This is a genomic window from Geodermatophilus sp. SYSU D00708, from assembly GCF_054050115.1.
On the sequence record NZ_JBJGYS010000037.1, the window covers coordinates 15195 to 30169 of the forward strand.

Below are 14975 nucleotides of genomic sequence, written 5' to 3' on the forward strand. Positions count from 1 at the left end.
ACCGGCGTTTCGGTGCCGGATGGACCGGCTGGGCACGGAGGGTCACGAATCCTCGGCCGGGCGTGTCGTCTCGCCCCGCTTCCCGGCGCGTCGCCACCGCCGACCGGCCCCCGGCTGCTCATCCTGGAGGGCGTGCCTCCCCGCTCGCCGTACGACAACCTGGTCCACCCGCGCACCGTCAAGAAGCCCACCCCGCAGGTCGAGGCCGAGCGGGACCTCGTCGTCGAGGACCCGAGCTCGGGGTTCGTGGGCGCGGTCGTGCGCTGCGAGAAGGACGTCGTCCACCTGGAGGACCGGTTCGGGAAGGTCCGCGCCTACCCGCTGGGGCCCGGGTTCTGGGTCGACGGCCGGCCGGTCGTGCTGGTGCGGCCCAAGCCCGCGGCGCCGGTGACCCCGACCCGCAGCGCGTCGGGGTCGACCTACGTCGCCGGGGCGCGGGCCCGGGTCGCCCGCGAGGGCCGCATCTACGTCGAGGGCAAGCACGACGCCGAGCTGGTCGAGAAGGTCTGGGGCCACGACCTGCGCATCGAGGGCGTCGTCGTGGAACCGCTGCACGGCGTGGACGACCTGCCGGCGATCGTCCGGGAGTTCCGCCCGGCGTCGGGGCGGCGGCTGGGCGTGCTGGTCGACCACCTGGTGAAGGGGTCCAAGGAGTCCCGGATCGCCGACCAGGTGACCGGCGAGCACGCGCTCGTCGTCGGGCACCCGTTCATCGACATCTGGCAGGCGGTCAAGCCGCAGGTGGTCGGCATCCACGCCTGGCCCACGGTGCCCAAGGGCGAGTCGTGGAAGGAGGGGGTCTGCCGCCGGCTGGGCTGGGAGGACGACACCGGCTACGTCTGGGCGCAGCGGATCCTCGCCCGTGTGCGGACCTGGACCGACCTGGAGCCGGCCCTGATCGGCCGGGTCGAGGAGCTCATCGACTTCGTCACCACCGACTGACCCCCTTGTCCCGGCCGGGCCGGGATGCCATTGTCCCAATCACTTGATTGATTGAGTGACATGGGGGCGCCGTGAGCCTGGTCCTGCTGCTGCCGATCGTCGCCGCGGTGGCGGCCCTCGTCGTTCCCGGCGTCCTGCGGAGGACCCCGCCCAGCCGGGAACGGGCCGTGGCCGCTGCCCGGCGGCACGCCGGACTGGGCTCCGCGACCGCCCTCGTCGCCGGGGCAGCCGGCGCGCTGTGGGTGGGCACCACCCGGCTGGACGACGGCGGCCCCGGCAGCCTGGGCGTCACCGCGCTGCTCGTGCCGATCACGTTCGGCGTCCTGCACACGGTCGTCCTCGGCCTGGCCGAGCTGGCCTGGCCGCGGCCGGAGGGCACGGTGCGCCGGGCCCGGCTGGAGCGCCGCGGGCTGCTGGACGCCGCGCCGCGCTGGCTGGTGCGGACGACGGTCGTCGCCGCCCTGGCCGCCGCCGCCACGATCGCGCTGGGTGCCGTGCTGGCCGCTCCCGACGGCCGCAGCCTCCTGGTCGAGGTCGGGCCGGTCCGGTCGACGGCGAGCCCCTTCCCCGGCCTTTTCTACGGCCGCCCGGCGACGCTCGGGCTGCTCCTGCTCGCGGCCCTCACGGCAGCAGCGCTGTGGATCGTCGCCACCCGGCCGGCGGTGACGACCGAGGACGAGCGCGTGGAGGCCGCCCTGCGGCGGGCCTCGGTGCACCGGGTGCTGCGCGGGGCCGCCGCGGCGACGCTCGTGGTCACCGGTGGCCTGCTCGGCGCCGCCGGCAGCTCGTTGTGGAGCGTGTCCACCGCGACCGGGCAGCAGGTGCTCGGCGCCGTCGGGGTCGGCGTGGGGGGCTGTGGGTTCGCCGCGCTGCTGGCGGGGGTGGCGGTGGCCTGCGTCCGCGCGCCCGGGGTGCCGGCCGGCGAGCCCGCCGTCCGAGCCTGACGGCGATGGCGCTCGACATCACCGTCGACGTCGGTGCCGCGGTCCCGCCGTACGAGCAGATCCGCAGCCAGATCGCCGCCTACGTGCACGCGGGCCTGCTCCCCGAGGGCGCCCGGCTGCCGGCCATGCGGGCGCTGGCCGCCGACCTCGGCGTGGCCACCGGGACCGTGGCGCGGGCCTACGCCGAGCTGGAGGCGGCCGGCCTGGTCGCCAGCCGCCGCCGCACGGGCACGGTGGTCACCGGCCGCGGTCCCGCGGCCCCGGCGGAGGAGCAGCTGCGCCGGACGGCCGGCGAGCTGGCCGTGCAGGCCCGGTCCCTGGGCGTGGACGGCGAGACGGTGCTGGCCATCGTGCGGGCGGCCCTGCTCCAGACGCGCTGAGCGGAGTGGATCCGGGCAGGTGACCCGCACAGATCCACTCCGCTCGAGACGGTCAGCCGGGGATGTAGTCGAAGCTGTCCGGGTCGGGGCCGGTGCGCTCGCCGCGGTCCAGGCCGCTGATCGCCGCCATCTGCGACTGGTCGAGCTCGAAGTCGAAGATCGCGAAGTTCTCCTCGACCCGGCTGCGGGTGACCGACTTCGGGAAGACGACGTCCCCCCGCTGGACGTGCCAGCGCAGGGTCACCTGGGCCGGGGTCTTGCCCAGGCTCTCGGCGACCTCCTTGATCGCCGGGTCGTCGTTCACCTTGCCCTTGGCGATGGGCGCCCAGGCCTCGGTGACGATCTCGTGCTCGGCGCCGAAGGTGCGCGCCTCGTCGTTGGCCAGGTAGGGGTGCACCTCGATCTGGTTGACCGCCGGCCGGACCTCCGTGGCGCCGAAGAGGTTGCGCAGGTGGTGCGGCTGGAAGTTGGAGACGCCGATCGCGCGGACCCGGCCGCCGGCGTAGATCTCCTCCATCACCTTCCAGCGGGCGACGTAGTCGCTGACCGTCGGCAGCGGCCAGTGGATGAGGAAGAGGTCGAGCTGGTCGAAGCCGAGCTGGGCCAGGCTCTCGTCGAAGGACCGGAGGATGTCGTCGCGCGTCTGCCGGTTGTTGTTCAGCTTGCTGGTGACGAACACCTCCTCGCGCGGGATGCCGGAGGTGCGGACGGCCTCGCCGACGCCCTTCTCGTTGCCGTACATCTGCGCGGTGTCGATGTGCCGGTAGCCGACCTCGAGCGCGGTGCGGGTCGCCTCGGCGGTCTGGTCCGGCGGGATCTGGAAGACGCCGAAGCCCAGCTGGGGGATCTCGACGCCGTTGTTCAGTCGGATGGTGGGCACGCTGGCCACAGGCACGGTTCCTCTCGGATCGGGGAGGGCGGCGCTCACGACGGGGGGCCGCCCGCGGGAGACGCCTACCCCTTGACGCCGTCGTCAACCCGTGCAGTGTCCGGGGGCACACCGGCCGACCGCGCCGGACGGCGCAGCAGCGGCCCGCCGGCGAGCGCGAGGAGGGCGGCGCCCGCCGCGGCCAGCGCCGGGACGGCGAACGCGGTCTCCGCGCCCCACGCGTCCACGGCCGCGCCGGCCAGCGCCGAGCCGGCGGTCACCCCGAGGGTGAGCCCGGTCGTGGTCCAGGACAGCGCCTCGGTGAGCGCGGCGCGCGGCACCCGCGACTCGGCCAGCGACGTCCCCGACACCAGGACCGGGGCGATCGTCAGGCCGGCGAGGAACCCGACGCCGACCAGGACCACGAGCGAGCCCACGCCCCACATGAGCTGGGCGGCGAGGCCGAAGGCGACCGCGGTGGCCAGGAAGCGGGTGGCCAGCGTGCCGGGCAGCCGGAGGACGCCGTAGAGCAGGCCGGCCACCAGGCTGCCGCCCGCGTAGACGGCGAGCGCCAGGCCGGCCAGCGCCGGGACGCCCTCCGCGGCGGCGAAGCCGACCACGACGACGTCCACCGCGCCGAACACGCCCCCGACCGCGACGTAGGTCGCCGAGACCACCAGCACCGTGGCGTTGAGGGCGGCCCACCTGCGGGCGGGCGAGGCGGGGTCGGGCTCGTGCACGGCCGGCTCGGTGTCGCGCTGCCCGGCCAGCCAGAAGCCGCCGACCGAGCCCAGGACGATGCCGGTGAGGAAGCCGACCGGCGGGGCGACCAGCGTGGCGAGCAGGGTGACCAGCGGCGGGCCGACGACGAAGACCACCTCGTCGACGACGGCCTCCAGGGCGAAGGCGGTCTGCCGCCCGCGGGCGTCCTCGAGCGCCGCAGCCCAGCGGGCCCGCACGAGCGAGCCGATGTTGGGCCCGCTGGCCCCGCAGACCGCGGCCAGCAGGAACCACGACCAGCGCGGGGCCCCGGCGGTCACCGCGGCGACGAAGCCCACCCCGGAGAGCAGGTAGGCCGTCATCGCCCAGCGCAGCACGACGCCCTGGCCGCGGCGGTCCATCGCGCGGGCCCACTGGGGGCTGGCGACCGAGAAGCTCAGTGCCAGGGTGCCCGAGACCGCGCCGGCCAGCCCGTAGCTGCCGGTCTTCCCGGCCACGAGGAGCACGGCACCGAGACCGAGCATGGGGATCGGCAGGCGGGCGACCCAGCCGGCGAAGGAGAACGCCACCGAGCCGGGCACGGCGAACAGACGGGCGTACGGAGCGAACACGGTGCGGGGTGACACGGACTTCTCGCGCTTCCTGGCCACAGGCGAGTGCGGGGTGAGCCCGCCGGACTCTCGGGTGGCCCGCCGACCGTAGCAACGGCGGCCGACAGCCCGCCGCCGGTTTCCGCGCGGACCGGTCCCGCGCCGGACGGCGGCGCGATGTCGGCTCCCGCCACTACATTCGGGGCGTGACCTCGACGACGCCGCTGCCCGACCCGGTGGTGCGCCGCCCGGACCCGGTCCCCGGTACCGGCGGGTTGGTGGACCGGCACGGCCGTGTCGCCACCGACCTGCGGGTCTCCCTCACCGACCGGTGCAACCTGCGCTGCAGCTACTGCATGCCCCCCGAGGGGCTGGACTGGCTGCCCAAGGTCGAGGTGCTGACCGACGACGAGATCGCCCGCCTGGTCCGCATCGGCGTCGAGCAGCTGGGCATCCGCGAGGTCCGCTTCACCGGCGGCGAGCCGCTGCTCCGGCCCGGCCTGGTCGGCATCGTGCAGGCGGCCACCGCCCTGCGGCCGCGGCCCGAGGTCAGCCTCACCACCAACGCGATCGGCCTGGCCCGCGTCGCCCCCGCGCTCGCCGCGGCCGGGCTGGACCGGATCAACGTCAGCCTCGACACCCTCGACCGCGACCGGTTCAAGCAGCTGGCGCACCGCGACCGGCTCGACGACGTGCTCGCCGGCCTGGCCGCCGCGCAGGCCGCCGGGCTCACCCCGGTCAAGGTCAACGCCGTCCTGCTGCGCGGGATCAACGAGGAAGACGCCGTCCCGCTGCTGGACTTCTGCCTGGAGCAGGGCTACCAGCTGCGGTTCATCGAGCAGATGCCGCTCGACGCCCACCACGCCTGGACGCGCGGGCAGATGGTCACCGCGGAGGACATCCTCGAGCGGCTCTCGGCCGCCCACACCCTCACCCCCGACACCGAGGAGCGGGGCTCGGCGCCGGCCGAGCGCTTGCTGGTGGACGGCGGCCCGGCCACCGTCGGCGTCATCGCCTCGGTGACCCGCTCGTTCTGCGGCACCTGCGACCGCACCCGGCTGACCGCTGACGGGCAGGTCCGCAACTGCCTGTTCGCCCGCGAGGAGTCCGACCTGCGGACGCCGATGCGCGACGGCGCCTCCGACGAGGAGCTCGCCGACCGCTGGCGGATCGCCACCCTCGGCAAGCTGCCCGGGCACGGCATCGACGACCCGAGCTTCCTGCAGCCGTCCCGGCCCATGTCGGCCATCGGGGGCTGAGCAAACCCATGGTCACCGTCCGGTACTTCGCCGGCGCCCGCGCGGCGGCCGGCGTCGACACCGAGGAACGCAGCGCCGGCACCCTGCAGGAGCTGGTCGGGCAGATCGTCGACACCCACGGCGAGAAGCTGGAGCGGGTGCTCACCGCCTGCTCGTTCCTCGTCGACGGAACGCAGACGCGGGACCGCTCGTTGGTCCTGCAGCCCGGGGCGGTCGTCGACGTGCTGCCCCCGTTCGCCGGAGGTTGATCCCCCACCCGTGCAGGCGCTGCCTCACCATCCCCCCTGCCCTGAACGCCTGCGGAGCCCGCCCGCGCGGACCCCTCGATGACCGAGTGGCTGCTCGTCGTCGTCGGCGTCCTGCTCGTCCTCGCCTGCGCCGGTTTCGTCGCCTTCGAGTTCGCCCTGGTCACCGTCGACCGGGTGACCGTGGAGCGGGCGGCCGAGGCGGGCTCCCGCCGCGCCGGCACGGCACTGTCCGCGCTGCGGACGCTCTCCACCCAGCTGTCCGGCGCCCAGCTCGGCATCACCGTCACCAACCTGGCCATCGGCTTCGTCGCCGAGCCCTCGATCGCCGCGCTGCTCGAGGGCCCGCTGGGCGACCTGGGCCTGTCCGGTGCCGCCGCGCGGTCGGTGTCGATCACCCTGGCGCTGGTCCTGGCGACCGTGCTGACCATGGTCTTCGGCGAGCTGGTGCCCAAGAACCTGGCGATCGCCCAGCCGCTCCGGGTGGCCGAGGCCGTGTCCGGCTTCCAGCGCGGCTTCACCCGCGCCACGTCGCCGGTCATCCGGGTGCTCAACGGCGCGGCCAACGGCATCCTGCGCCGGGCCTTCGGCGTCGAGCCGCAGGAGGAGCTGGCCTCCGCCCGGTCGCCGGAGGAGCTCACCTCGCTGGTCCGCCGCTCGCGCACCGTGGGCACGCTGCCGGCCGGGACGGCGACCCTGCTCGAACGCGGGCTGGCCTTCGGTGAGCTGCGGGCCAGCGACGTCTCGACGCCGCGCACCCGGATGACCACCGTGTCCGCGGGCGCCCCGGTCGCCGCCGTCCTGACCGCGGCACGGGAGTCCGGGCACTCGCGGTTCCCGGTCGTGTCCGGCTCCGGCGCGGACGACGTGCACGGGATGGTCCACGTGAAACACGCGCTCGCCGTGCCGCGGGACCAGCGGGCGACGGTGCCGGTCGAGCGGGTGATGGTGCCGCCGCTGTTCGTGCCCACCTCCCGCCCGCTCGACGACCTGCTGGTCGACCTGCGACGGGGCGGGCTGCAGATGGCCGTCGTGATCGACGAGTACGGCGGCACCGACGGCGTGGTCACCGTCGAGGACCTGGTGGAGGAGCTGGTCGGGGCCGTCTCCGACGAGCACGACGCGGCGGTCACCGCCGAGGTCGTCGAGCGGGGCGACGGCGTGTGGTCGGTGTCCGGGCTGCTGCGGCCCGACGAGGTCAGCGCGCTCACCGGGCTGCCGGTCCCCACCGACCGGCACTACGAGACCATCGGCGGCCTCGTGCTGCACCGGCTCGGCCGCATCCCCGAGCCGGGCGACCGGGTCACCGCCGCGCGGCAGCTGCCGCCGGAGCTGGCGGCCGGGGCCGAGGGGCACCCCGGCGGCGTCTGGGTCGAGGTCGAGCGCCTCGACGGCACCCGCGTCGACCGCGCGCTGGTCGGCGCGCTCGGCGCCGGGGAGGCCCTCCGTGGCTGACTGGATCGGGGTGCTGATCGCCGTCGTCCTGCTGCTGGCCAACGCGTTCTTCGTCGGCGCGGAGTTCGCCCTTGTCTCCGCGCGGCGCTCGTCGATCGAGCCGCTGGCCGAGGCCGGCTCCCGCCGCGCCCGCACCGCGCTGGCGGCCATGGAGCGGGTGTCGCTGATGATGGCCGGCGCGCAGCTGGGCATCACGGTGTGCTCGCTGGGCCTGGGCGCCATCGGCGAGCCGGCCGTCGCGCACCTGCTCGAGCCGGTGTTCGACGCGCTGCGCGTGCCCGAGGCGCTGGTGCACCCGATCGCCTTCGCGATCGCGCTGCTCGCCGTCGTCGCGCTGCACGTGGTGATCGGCGAGATGGTCCCCAAGAACCTCGCCCTGGCCGGCCCGGACCGCGCGGTGCTGGCCCTCGCGCCCGCCCTCGCCACGGTCGTGCGGGTGCTGGAGCCGGTGATCGTCGCGCTCAACGCGCTGGCCAACGCCGTGCTGCGGCTGCTGCGGGTCGAGCCCAAGGACGAGGTGACCAGCTCCTTCACGCGCGACGAGGTGGCCGGGCTGCTCGACCAGTCACGGGCCGGCGGGATGCTGGACGAGCGCGAGCACGACCTGCTGACCGGCGCCCTGACCCTCGAGGACCGCGACACCCGCTCGGTCCTCATCCCCCGAGACCGGCTGACCACCGTGCGCTGGGACGACGGCGCCCTCGCCGTCGAGCGCGCCGCCGCCCGCACCGGCTTCTCCCGGTTCCCCGTGGTCCGCGGCGCCGGGCTCGCCGGCTACGTCCACGTCAAGGACGTGCTGGTGGCCGACGGCGACCCCGACGTCCGGGTCGCCGACATCACCCGCCCCCTGCCCCGCGTGCCGGCCACCGGGGACCTGCGCTCCACGCTGCAGGCCATGCAGGCCGGCGGCGCGCACCTGGCCGCGGTCACCGAGGACGGCGTGGTGCTCGGCGTGGTCGCGCTGGAGGACATCCTCGAGGAGCTGGTCGGCGAGATCCGGGACGCCGTGCACCGCTGACCCGCCGGGAGCGCGCCGACGGTCGAGAATGGGCGCATGAGCATCTGGGGCAGGGCCAGGGCGAAGGCCGAGGAGCTCCTCGGCCGGGCCGAGGAGGTCTACGGCGAGTCGCACGGGGACGCCGCCGCGCAGGTCGCGGGCGAGGCCCGGCGCCTGGAGGGCGAGGCCGAGGAGGAGGCCGCCGAGCGCGAGGAGGCCGCACACCGGCGACCCGGTTCCGGGACCGACCAGGACCACTGAGGGACGTCGCCGGGCGCGGCCCGGTGACCGGAAGGGGTCCGGGGGGATGTCGGAGCACGTGGTTGCCGGACCGGGGATCGCCGACATGGCGCCCTGGCGCGACTTCGGCGGCGTCGCCTGCGGCGCGCTGAGGTTCCTGCACGAGCAGCTCGGGTGGGACGTCTGCGTCGTCACGCGCGTCGTCGACGGGCGGCAGGTGGTGCTGCACGCGTTCCCGACGGACGTGCTGCCGCGCGGCGCGTCCCTGCCGTGGGAGGAGAGCTTCTGCCGGCTGATGGTCTCCGGCGAGGCGCCGCGGGTGGCCACCGTGACCGCCGCCGTCCCCGAGTACGCCTCGCGCTCGCTCGGACCGGTCCAGCGGGTGGCCGCCTACCTCGGCGTCCCGCTGGTGACGGCGGACGGCGAGCTGTTCGGCACGGTGTGCGCCATCGGTTTCCGGGCCAAGCCGCGCAGCGCGGCCCGCGACCTGCCCCTGGTGGAGCTGGTCGCCCGGATGATCAGCACGCTCATGGCCACCGGGATGGTCCCGGACCCGCCACCGCCGCCGGCACCCCCGGGCTCGGTGCTCCGCTGACCGCGTGACACCGACGGACATCCGGTCCACCCTGGTGCCGACCGTGCAGCGTCGCGCCGTCGCCGGGCCCCGGGCGGACCGGGGCCGTGTCCAGGCCCTCGAGGCCGTTCCTCCGAGCATGCGGAGACCAGCGATGACCGGATCCGACGACCGCCCCACCGTCCACGTCGAGGCCGACGGCCGCGTGCTGGCCGCCGCGGAGATCGAGCCGCCCGACGACTCCGGCGTGGCGCACTCCGCGCTGCACGTGGAGTCCGGGCAGCTGCCCCCGGGCACCCGCAGCTCGCTCGTCGACGCCGTCCTCGAGCACCCGGAGGTCGACCGGGCGCAGCGCCTGGTCGCCACGATGCCGATCGGCGACACCGAGATGCTCGACCGCGTCCGGGAGCGCACCCAGGGGGTGGAGACCCGCGCCGCCGGAGCGACCAAGATCGTCGAAGCGCGGCTCGACCCCGCGGACTGACCGGGCCGCGCGGCCCTACCGCGGGGCGGCCGGCGGTGCCATCGTGAGGCGGCCGGGACCCACGTCTCGGTCCCGGCCGCTCCTCGCGGCTGCGACCAGGAGGCCCCGATGCCCAGGTCCGCGCTCCCCCGCTCCCCGACCCTCACGCTGGGCACCGTCCTCGCCCTCGTGGTCGGCACCGGCGGCCCGGCGGCCGCCTCCCCGGGAGCCGACGTCATCGTGCTGCCCGGGGCAAGTTCCGCCGAGGGGATCGCCCACTGGGGCGCCACGTTCTACGCCGGCGACCTCTTCCGCGGCGACGTCTTCCGCGGCGACCTGGAGGAGGGGACCGCCGAGCTGTTCATCGACGTCCCGGACGACGAGCAGCGGATGGCCGTCGGCATGGACGTCGACCGCCGGCACGGGCTGTTGTTCGTCGCCGGGGGCTTCACCGGCCAGGCGTACGTGTACGACGCCGGGAGCGGGGACACGCTCGCGACCCCCCAGCTCACTCCCCCGTCCCCCGCGGACGCCGCCCCGCCCACCACCGCGATCAACGACGTGACCGTCACGGACGAGGGCGCCTGGTTCACCGACAGCCGGCGCGCCGCCCTGTTCTTCGTGCCGGTCAGCCGGGACGGCGAACCGGGGGACCCGAGAACGCTCGAGCTCAGCGGCCCGGCGGCCGACACCAGCGGACAGTTCAACCTCAACGGCATCGTCGCCACCCGGGACGGGGCCACCCTGGTCGTCGCGCACTCCGGCCGGGGACAGCTGCTCACCGTGGACCCGGAGACGGGCAGCAGCGCGGTGATCGACGGGGTCGGCGTGCCGGGCGTGGACGGCATCGTGTCGAGGGGCCGGGACCTCTGGGCGGTGCAGAACAGCAACCAGGTGACCCAGGTCCGGCTCAGCCGCGACCTGACCTCCGGCACGGTCGAGGAGGTGATCACCGACGACGCCTTCCAGACCCCGTCCACGGCCGTCTGGTTCGACCACCGGCTCGCGGTCGTGAACGCCAAGTTCGACACCGGGCTCCCGCCCACCGCGGACCGGTACGAGGTCGTGCTGGTCGACTCCTGAAGGCCCCGGGCACGCCCTAGGGGCAGGCGACCCACTCCTCCTCGCCGTCGGTGAAGACCTGCCGCTTCCAGATCGGCAGCCGCTTCTTCACCTCGTCGACGAGCTCGGCACACGCGGCGAACGCCTGGCCGCGGTGCGAGGCGCTGACCGCGCAGGCCAGCGCGACGTCGCCGATGCCCAGCATCCCGACGCGGTGCGACACCGCCACGGCGTGCACCTCGGGCCGGGCGGCGAACTCCTGGGCCAGCTCGACGATGACCTCCTGCGCCGTGGGGTGGCCGACGTACTCCAGCTCGGTCACCGAGCGGCCGCCGTCGTGGTCGCGCACCACACCGGCGAAGGACACGACCGCGCCGGCGGCCTTGTCGGCCACGGCGTCCTCGTGCTCGGCGACCGACAGCGGCGTGTCCACGACCCGGGCGATCACGGCGCCGACGGTACCCCGGAGGGGTCGCTCCCCGGCGGGACGTCGAGGTCGGTGGGGTCGGCCAGGCCGGTGCAGTCCACCTCGGTCACCTCGTGGGCGGCCAGGTAGCGGCGGGCACCCTCGTCGCCGGTCGCCGTCTCCCCGACGCCGGCCCAGTGCTCCCGGCCGAGCAGCACCGGGTGCCCGCGGACGCCGTCGTAGGTGGCGACGGCGAGCGCGTCGGGCGCGGCGTGCTGCGCCATCCGGGCCAGCGCGGCCGGGGTCATGCCCGGCATGTCGACCAGCAGCACGAGGGCCGCGTCGACGCGTCCCGGCCAGCCGCGCAGCCCCTCCAGGCCGGTGCGGAGGGACGAGGCCATGCCGGTCTCCCAGTCGCGGTTGGCCAGCACCGTCGCGCCGTCGAGGTCGGCGGTCCGCCAGACGTCGACCGCGCGGGCGCCGAGGACGACGAGCACCGGGTCGCACACCTGCCGCGCCGTCCGGACCGCCCGCTCCACCAGCAGGCTGCCCTCGTACTCGGCCAGCGCCTTGGGCATCCCGTAGCGGCGGCCGCCGCCGGCGGCGAGGACGAGACCCGCGACTGCGCTCATGGGGTCAGCCTCTCAGCGGGCGTAGACGGCGACCTCGGAGGCCTTCACCGCCGCCCACACCTGCGACCCCGGCGCCAGGCCCAGCTCGGCGAAGGCGGTCGCGGTGACGTCGGCGACCAGCGGCACCTCGCCGTCGAGCTCGCAGCGCACCGTGGCCCCGTGCGGGGTCGCCGACACCAGGCGCAGGCACCAGACGTTGCGCGGGCTGCCGTGCGGGGCGCTGAGGTACAGCGCGACCGACTCGGGCCGGACGGCGACGAACACCGGCCCCGCCGCCTCCTCGGCCACCGCCACCGTGCCGCCGCCGTCCAGCCGCACCGACGTGCCCGCGCCGGTGCCCGGCAGCAGCGCCAGCCCGACCAGCCGGGCCACGTAGTCGGTGCGCGGGTGCCGGCTGACGTCGGCCGGCGTCCCGGCCTGGACCACCCGCCCCTCCTCGACGACGACCACCCGGTCGGCCAGTGCCATGGCGTCGACGGGGTCGTGGGTGACCAGGACGGTGCTGCCGCCGAAGCCGGCCAGGTGCCGGCGCAGCTCGGCGCGGACGGTGAGCCGGGTGCGGGCGTCCAGCGCCGACAGCGGCTCGTCGAGCAGCAGGACGTCGGGGTCGCCGACCAGCGCCCGGGCGAGCGCGGCCCGCTGCGCCTGACCGCCCGACAGCTGCCCGGGACGGCGGTCGCCGAGGCCCTCGAGGCCCACCCGCGCCAGCCACTCCCCCGCGGCCGCGCGCGCCGCGGCCTTGCGGACGCCCCGGGTGCGCAGGCCGAAGGCGACGTTGTCGGTGACCGTCAGGTGCGGGAAGAGCAGGTGGTCCTGGAAGACCATGCCGAGGCGGCGCTCGTGCGCGGGCACGTGCACGCCGGCGGGGACGTCGTCCCACACGTCGCGGCCGTCGACGGCCACCCGGCCGCCGTCGGGGCGGAGCAGGCCGGCGAGCACGCGCAGCAGCGTGGACTTGCCCGCCCCGTTCGGCCCGAGGACGGCGAGCACCTCCCCGTCGGCGACCTCCAGGTCGACGCCGACGGTGAGCGCGCCGCGGGCCACGGTGATCGAGGCCGCCAGGCTCACGCGGCGGCCCCGGCGCGGGACAGCCAGCGGTCACGCAGGAGCAGCAGCGTGGCCAGCGAGACCACCAGCAGCACGAGCGAGAGGACGATCGCCGCCTCCGGGTCCCGCTGCAGCGCCAGGTACACGGCCAGCGGCATGGTCTGCGTCGTCCCCGGGAAGTTGCCGGCGAAGGTGATCGTGGCGCCGAACTCGCCCAGGGCGCGGGCCCAGCACAGCACCGCGCCGGCCGCGATGCCCGGCGCCACCAGCGGGAGGGTGACCCGGCGGAACGTCGTCCAGCGGTCGGCCCCGAGGGTGGCCGCGGCGTCCTCGAAGCGCGCGTCGGCCGCGCGCAGCGCCCCCTCGACGCTGATGACGAGGAACGGCATCGCCACGAACGTCTCCGCGATGACCACCGCGGTCGTCGTGAACGGGATGGTGACGTCGAAGGCCGAGTCCAGCCACCGGCCGACGATCCCCTGCCGGCCGAGGACGAGGAACAGCGCGACGCCGCCGACCACCGGCGGCAGCACCAGCGGCACGGTGACCAGGGCGCGCAGCACCGAACGCCCCCGGGCGCGGGAGCGGGCCAGCACCCAGGCCAGCGGCACCCCGAGCACCAGCGAGACCGCGGTGGCCAGCGTCGCCGAGACCAGCGAGAGCCGCAGCGCCTCGCCGACGGCCGGCGAGGTCAGCTGCGGCCACAGCCCGCCCCACGGCGCCCGGACGACCAGACCGACCAGCGGCAGGACGAGGAAGACGACCGCCAGCAGCGCCGGGACCAGCAGCGGCAGCGGGACCCCGGCCTCCCGTCTCACGGGGTCCGGAAGCCGGCGTCGGCGAGCGCCTGCTGCCCCTCCCCGGACTGCACCAGGTCGACGAACGCGGCCGCCGCCGCGGGGTTGGGGGCGTCGGCCAGCGTCACGATCGGGTAGTCGTTGACCGCGTCCTCGGCCTCCGGGAAGTCCAGCCCCTCGACGGCGTCGCCGGCCGCGGTGACGTCGGTGGTGTAGACCAGCGCGGCGTCGACCTCGCCCAGTTCCACCTTGGTCAGGGCCGCCCGCACGTCCTCCTCCAGGGTGTCGGGCACGGCGGTGACCCCGGCGGCGGCGAGGACGTCGTCGGCGGCGGCCCCGCACGGCACCTCCGGTGCGCAGATCGCGAGGGTGAGGTCCTCCCGCCCGAAGTCGGCCAGGCCGGTCACGCCGGCGGGGTTGCCCGCGGGGACGGCGATCTGCAGGACGTTCGACGTGAACACCGTCGGGTCGGCGGCCTGCAGCCCGGCATCGGTCACCACCTGCATCTGGGTCTCGTTGGCCGAGGCGAAGACGTCGGCCGGGGCTCCCTGGGTGAGCTGCGTGGCGAGCGCGGAGCTGCCCGCGAAGTTGAACTGGACGTCGAGGTCCGGGGCGTCCTGCTCGAGCCGGTCGCTGAGCTCGGTGAAGACGTCGGTGAGCGAGGCGGCCGCAAAGACGGTGAGCGTTCCGCTGAGCCCGTCGTCCGTGGCCGGGGCGGGACCCGCCGCGCCGTCGTCCGACCCGCCGCACGCCGTGAGCACCAGCGTGGCCGCGAGCGTCAGCACCAGGGGGACGCGCGTGTTCATCGGACCTCCACGTTCCCGGACAGGCGTGTCCGCGTCTGCGGGACCGTAGCGCACTGCGATCCGCAGGTGCGCGCGATCCGGCCGCGACTCGTCCGCTACTGCCGGATCAGGGGACGTCGACGCTGACCTGGGTGGCCTTGATCGTCGCCACCGCCCGGACGCCGACGTCGAGGCCCAGCTCGTCGGCCGCCTCGCGGGACATCAGCGAGACCACCCGGAACGGCCCCGCCTGGATCTCCACCTGGGCCATGACCGTGTCCCGCAGGACGCGGGTGACGATGCCGGTGAGCCGGTTGCGGGCCGAGGAGTGCCGCGTGGTGCCGGGTTCGGGCGCCTCGTGCAGCCGGGTGGCGACCCGGGCGAGCTCGGCGCCGTCCACCTGGGCCGGGCCACCGCCGTCGCGGCGGGCGGGCAGGCGGCCGCTGTCGATCCAGCGGCGCACCGTGTCGTCGCTCACGCCGAGCAGCGCGGCTGCCTCGGCGATGCGGTAGGAGGCGGCCACGGGCCGAGCCTAGCCGCGGCTGCGGTCCTCCCCCGACGAGGAAGGC

The 14975-nt window shown here is 75.7% G+C and carries 19 protein-coding genes; 11 read left to right on the top strand and 8 right to left on the bottom strand.

The features are described 5' to 3' along the window. The first annotated feature begins 132 nt into the window (after window positions 1–132). From ACI79D_RS22210 to ACI79D_RS22220, 3 genes are all read left to right on the top strand, one after another. Window positions 133–942 (top strand): DUF3097 domain-containing protein, encoded by an 810-nt coding sequence (locus tag ACI79D_RS22210; RefSeq protein WP_456920678.1) that lies wholly within the window; start codon window positions 133–135, stop codon window positions 940–942. A 71-nt stretch (window positions 943–1013) separates the two neighbouring features. Beyond that, window positions 1014–1886, top strand: coding sequence for a hypothetical protein (locus ACI79D_RS22215; protein WP_456920680.1), 873 nt, complete (start codon window positions 1014–1016; stop codon window positions 1884–1886). 5 nt (window positions 1887–1891) lie between these two features. After that, on the top strand, window positions 1892–2266 hold the full coding sequence (locus tag ACI79D_RS22220) for a GntR family transcriptional regulator (RefSeq protein ID WP_456920681.1): 375 nt from the start codon (window positions 1892–1894) through the stop codon (window positions 2264–2266). 52 nt (window positions 2267–2318) lie between these two features. On the opposite strand, the gene ACI79D_RS22225 is transcribed toward ACI79D_RS22220, so the two are convergent. Both ACI79D_RS22225 and ACI79D_RS22230 read right to left on the bottom strand, forming a co-directional pair. Further along, window positions 2319–3146, bottom strand: a complete 828-nt coding sequence (locus tag ACI79D_RS22225; RefSeq protein ID WP_456920682.1) for an aldo/keto reductase — start codon at window positions 3144–3146, stop codon at window positions 2319–2321. Between the two features lie 74 nt (window positions 3147–3220). Further along, entirely contained in the window at window positions 3221–4480 is a 1260-nt protein-coding gene (locus ACI79D_RS22230; protein WP_456920683.1) for an MFS transporter, read from the bottom strand. A 170-nt stretch (window positions 4481–4650) separates the two neighbouring features. Between ACI79D_RS22230 and moaA the strand changes: the two genes are divergently transcribed. From moaA to ACI79D_RS22270, 8 genes are all read left to right on the top strand, one after another. Then, on the top strand, window positions 4651–5703 hold the full coding sequence (gene moaA / locus ACI79D_RS22235; protein ID WP_456920684.1) for a GTP 3',8-cyclase MoaA: 1053 nt from the start codon (window positions 4651–4653) through the stop codon (window positions 5701–5703). Window positions 5704–5711: 8 nt separating this feature from the next. Continuing rightward, window positions 5712–5951, top strand: coding sequence for a MoaD/ThiS family protein (locus tag ACI79D_RS22240; RefSeq protein WP_456920685.1), 240 nt, complete (start codon window positions 5712–5714; stop codon window positions 5949–5951). Between the two features lie 78 nt (window positions 5952–6029). After that, entirely contained in the window at window positions 6030–7403 is a 1374-nt protein-coding gene (locus tag ACI79D_RS22245; RefSeq protein ID WP_456920686.1) for a hemolysin family protein, read from the top strand. Next, on the top strand, window positions 7396–8421 hold the full coding sequence (locus ACI79D_RS22250) for a hemolysin family protein (protein ID WP_456920687.1): 1026 nt from the start codon (window positions 7396–7398) through the stop codon (window positions 8419–8421). The genes ACI79D_RS22245 and ACI79D_RS22250 overlap by 8 nt, the downstream gene beginning before the upstream one ends. Window positions 8422–8457: 36 nt before the next feature. After that, entirely contained in the window at window positions 8458–8661 is a 204-nt protein-coding gene (locus tag ACI79D_RS22255) for a hypothetical protein (protein WP_456920688.1), read from the top strand. Window positions 8662–8719: 58 nt separating this feature from the next. Continuing rightward, window positions 8720–9235, top strand: a complete 516-nt coding sequence (locus ACI79D_RS22260; protein ID WP_456920689.1) for a GAF domain-containing protein — start codon at window positions 8720–8722, stop codon at window positions 9233–9235. A 133-nt stretch (window positions 9236–9368) separates the two neighbouring features. Continuing rightward, window positions 9369–9698 carry a hypothetical protein gene (locus ACI79D_RS22265; RefSeq protein ID WP_456920690.1) on the top strand — a complete coding sequence of 110 codons (330 nt, stop codon included), beginning with the start codon at window positions 9369–9371 and terminating at the stop codon, window positions 9696–9698. A gap of 108 nt (window positions 9699–9806) precedes the next feature. Next, a complete protein-coding gene (locus tag ACI79D_RS22270) occupies window positions 9807–10760 on the top strand; it encodes a hypothetical protein (RefSeq protein ID WP_456920691.1) in 954 nt (317 codons plus the stop codon). Window positions 10761–10776: 16 nt separating this feature from the next. Here the strand turns inward: ACI79D_RS22270 and ACI79D_RS22275 are convergent, their stop codons facing one another. From ACI79D_RS22275 to ACI79D_RS22300, 6 genes are all read right to left on the bottom strand, one after another. After that, the gene (locus ACI79D_RS22275; RefSeq protein WP_456920692.1) at window positions 10777–11187 is read right to left on the bottom strand and encodes a molybdenum cofactor biosynthesis protein MoaE; all 411 of its coding nucleotides are present in this window, start codon (window positions 11185–11187) and stop codon (window positions 10777–10779) included. Further along, complete coding sequence (locus tag ACI79D_RS22280; protein WP_456920693.1) at window positions 11184–11777, bottom strand: nucleotidyltransferase family protein; 594 nt, start codon at window positions 11775–11777, stop codon at window positions 11184–11186. Before ACI79D_RS22280 ends, ACI79D_RS22275 begins: the two co-directional genes overlap by 4 nt. A gap of 12 nt (window positions 11778–11789) precedes the next feature. Then, the gene (locus ACI79D_RS22285; RefSeq protein WP_456920694.1) at window positions 11790–12845 is read right to left on the bottom strand and encodes an ABC transporter ATP-binding protein; all 1056 of its coding nucleotides are present in this window, start codon (window positions 12843–12845) and stop codon (window positions 11790–11792) included. Continuing rightward, window positions 12842–13642 (bottom strand): ABC transporter permease, encoded by an 801-nt coding sequence (locus ACI79D_RS22290; protein WP_456920695.1) that lies wholly within the window; start codon window positions 13640–13642, stop codon window positions 12842–12844. Before ACI79D_RS22290 ends, ACI79D_RS22285 begins: the two co-directional genes overlap by 4 nt. Beyond that, complete coding sequence (gene modA / locus ACI79D_RS22295; protein WP_456920696.1) at window positions 13639–14427, bottom strand: molybdate ABC transporter substrate-binding protein; 789 nt, start codon at window positions 14425–14427, stop codon at window positions 13639–13641. The genes ACI79D_RS22290 and modA overlap by 4 nt, the downstream gene beginning before the upstream one ends. Before the next feature lie 106 nt (window positions 14428–14533). Continuing rightward, window positions 14534–14929 (bottom strand): TOBE domain-containing protein, encoded by a 396-nt coding sequence (locus ACI79D_RS22300; RefSeq protein WP_456920697.1) that lies wholly within the window; start codon window positions 14927–14929, stop codon window positions 14534–14536. Between the last annotated feature and the right edge of the window lie 46 nt (window positions 14930–14975).

What these genes read in the sequence shown, in the direction of transcription:
- ACI79D_RS22220 (WP_456920681.1), top strand. Translation starts at nt 1,892, where the DNA reads ATGGCGCTCGACATCACCGTCGACGTCGGTGCCGCGGTCCCGCCGTAC.
- ACI79D_RS22240 (WP_456920685.1), top strand. Translation starts at nt 5,712, where the DNA reads ATGGTCACCGTCCGGTACTTCGCCGGCGCCCGCGCGGCGGCCGGCGTC.
- ACI79D_RS22245 (WP_456920686.1), top strand. Translation starts at nt 6,030, where the DNA reads ATGACCGAGTGGCTGCTCGTCGTCGTCGGCGTCCTGCTCGTCCTCGCC.
- ACI79D_RS22255 (WP_456920688.1), top strand. Translation starts at nt 8,458, where the DNA reads ATGAGCATCTGGGGCAGGGCCAGGGCGAAGGCCGAGGAGCTCCTCGGC.
- ACI79D_RS22265 (WP_456920690.1), top strand. Translation starts at nt 9,369, where the DNA reads ATGACCGGATCCGACGACCGCCCCACCGTCCACGTCGAGGCCGACGGC.
- ACI79D_RS22270 (WP_456920691.1), top strand. Translation starts at nt 9,807, where the DNA reads ATGCCCAGGTCCGCGCTCCCCCGCTCCCCGACCCTCACGCTGGGCACC.
- ACI79D_RS22280 (WP_456920693.1), bottom strand. Translation starts at nt 11,777, where the DNA reads ATGAGCGCAGTCGCGGGTCTCGTCCTCGCCGCCGGCGGCGGCCGCCGC.
- modA (WP_456920696.1), bottom strand. Translation starts at nt 14,427, where the DNA reads ATGAACACGCGCGTCCCCCTGGTGCTGACGCTCGCGGCCACGCTGGTG.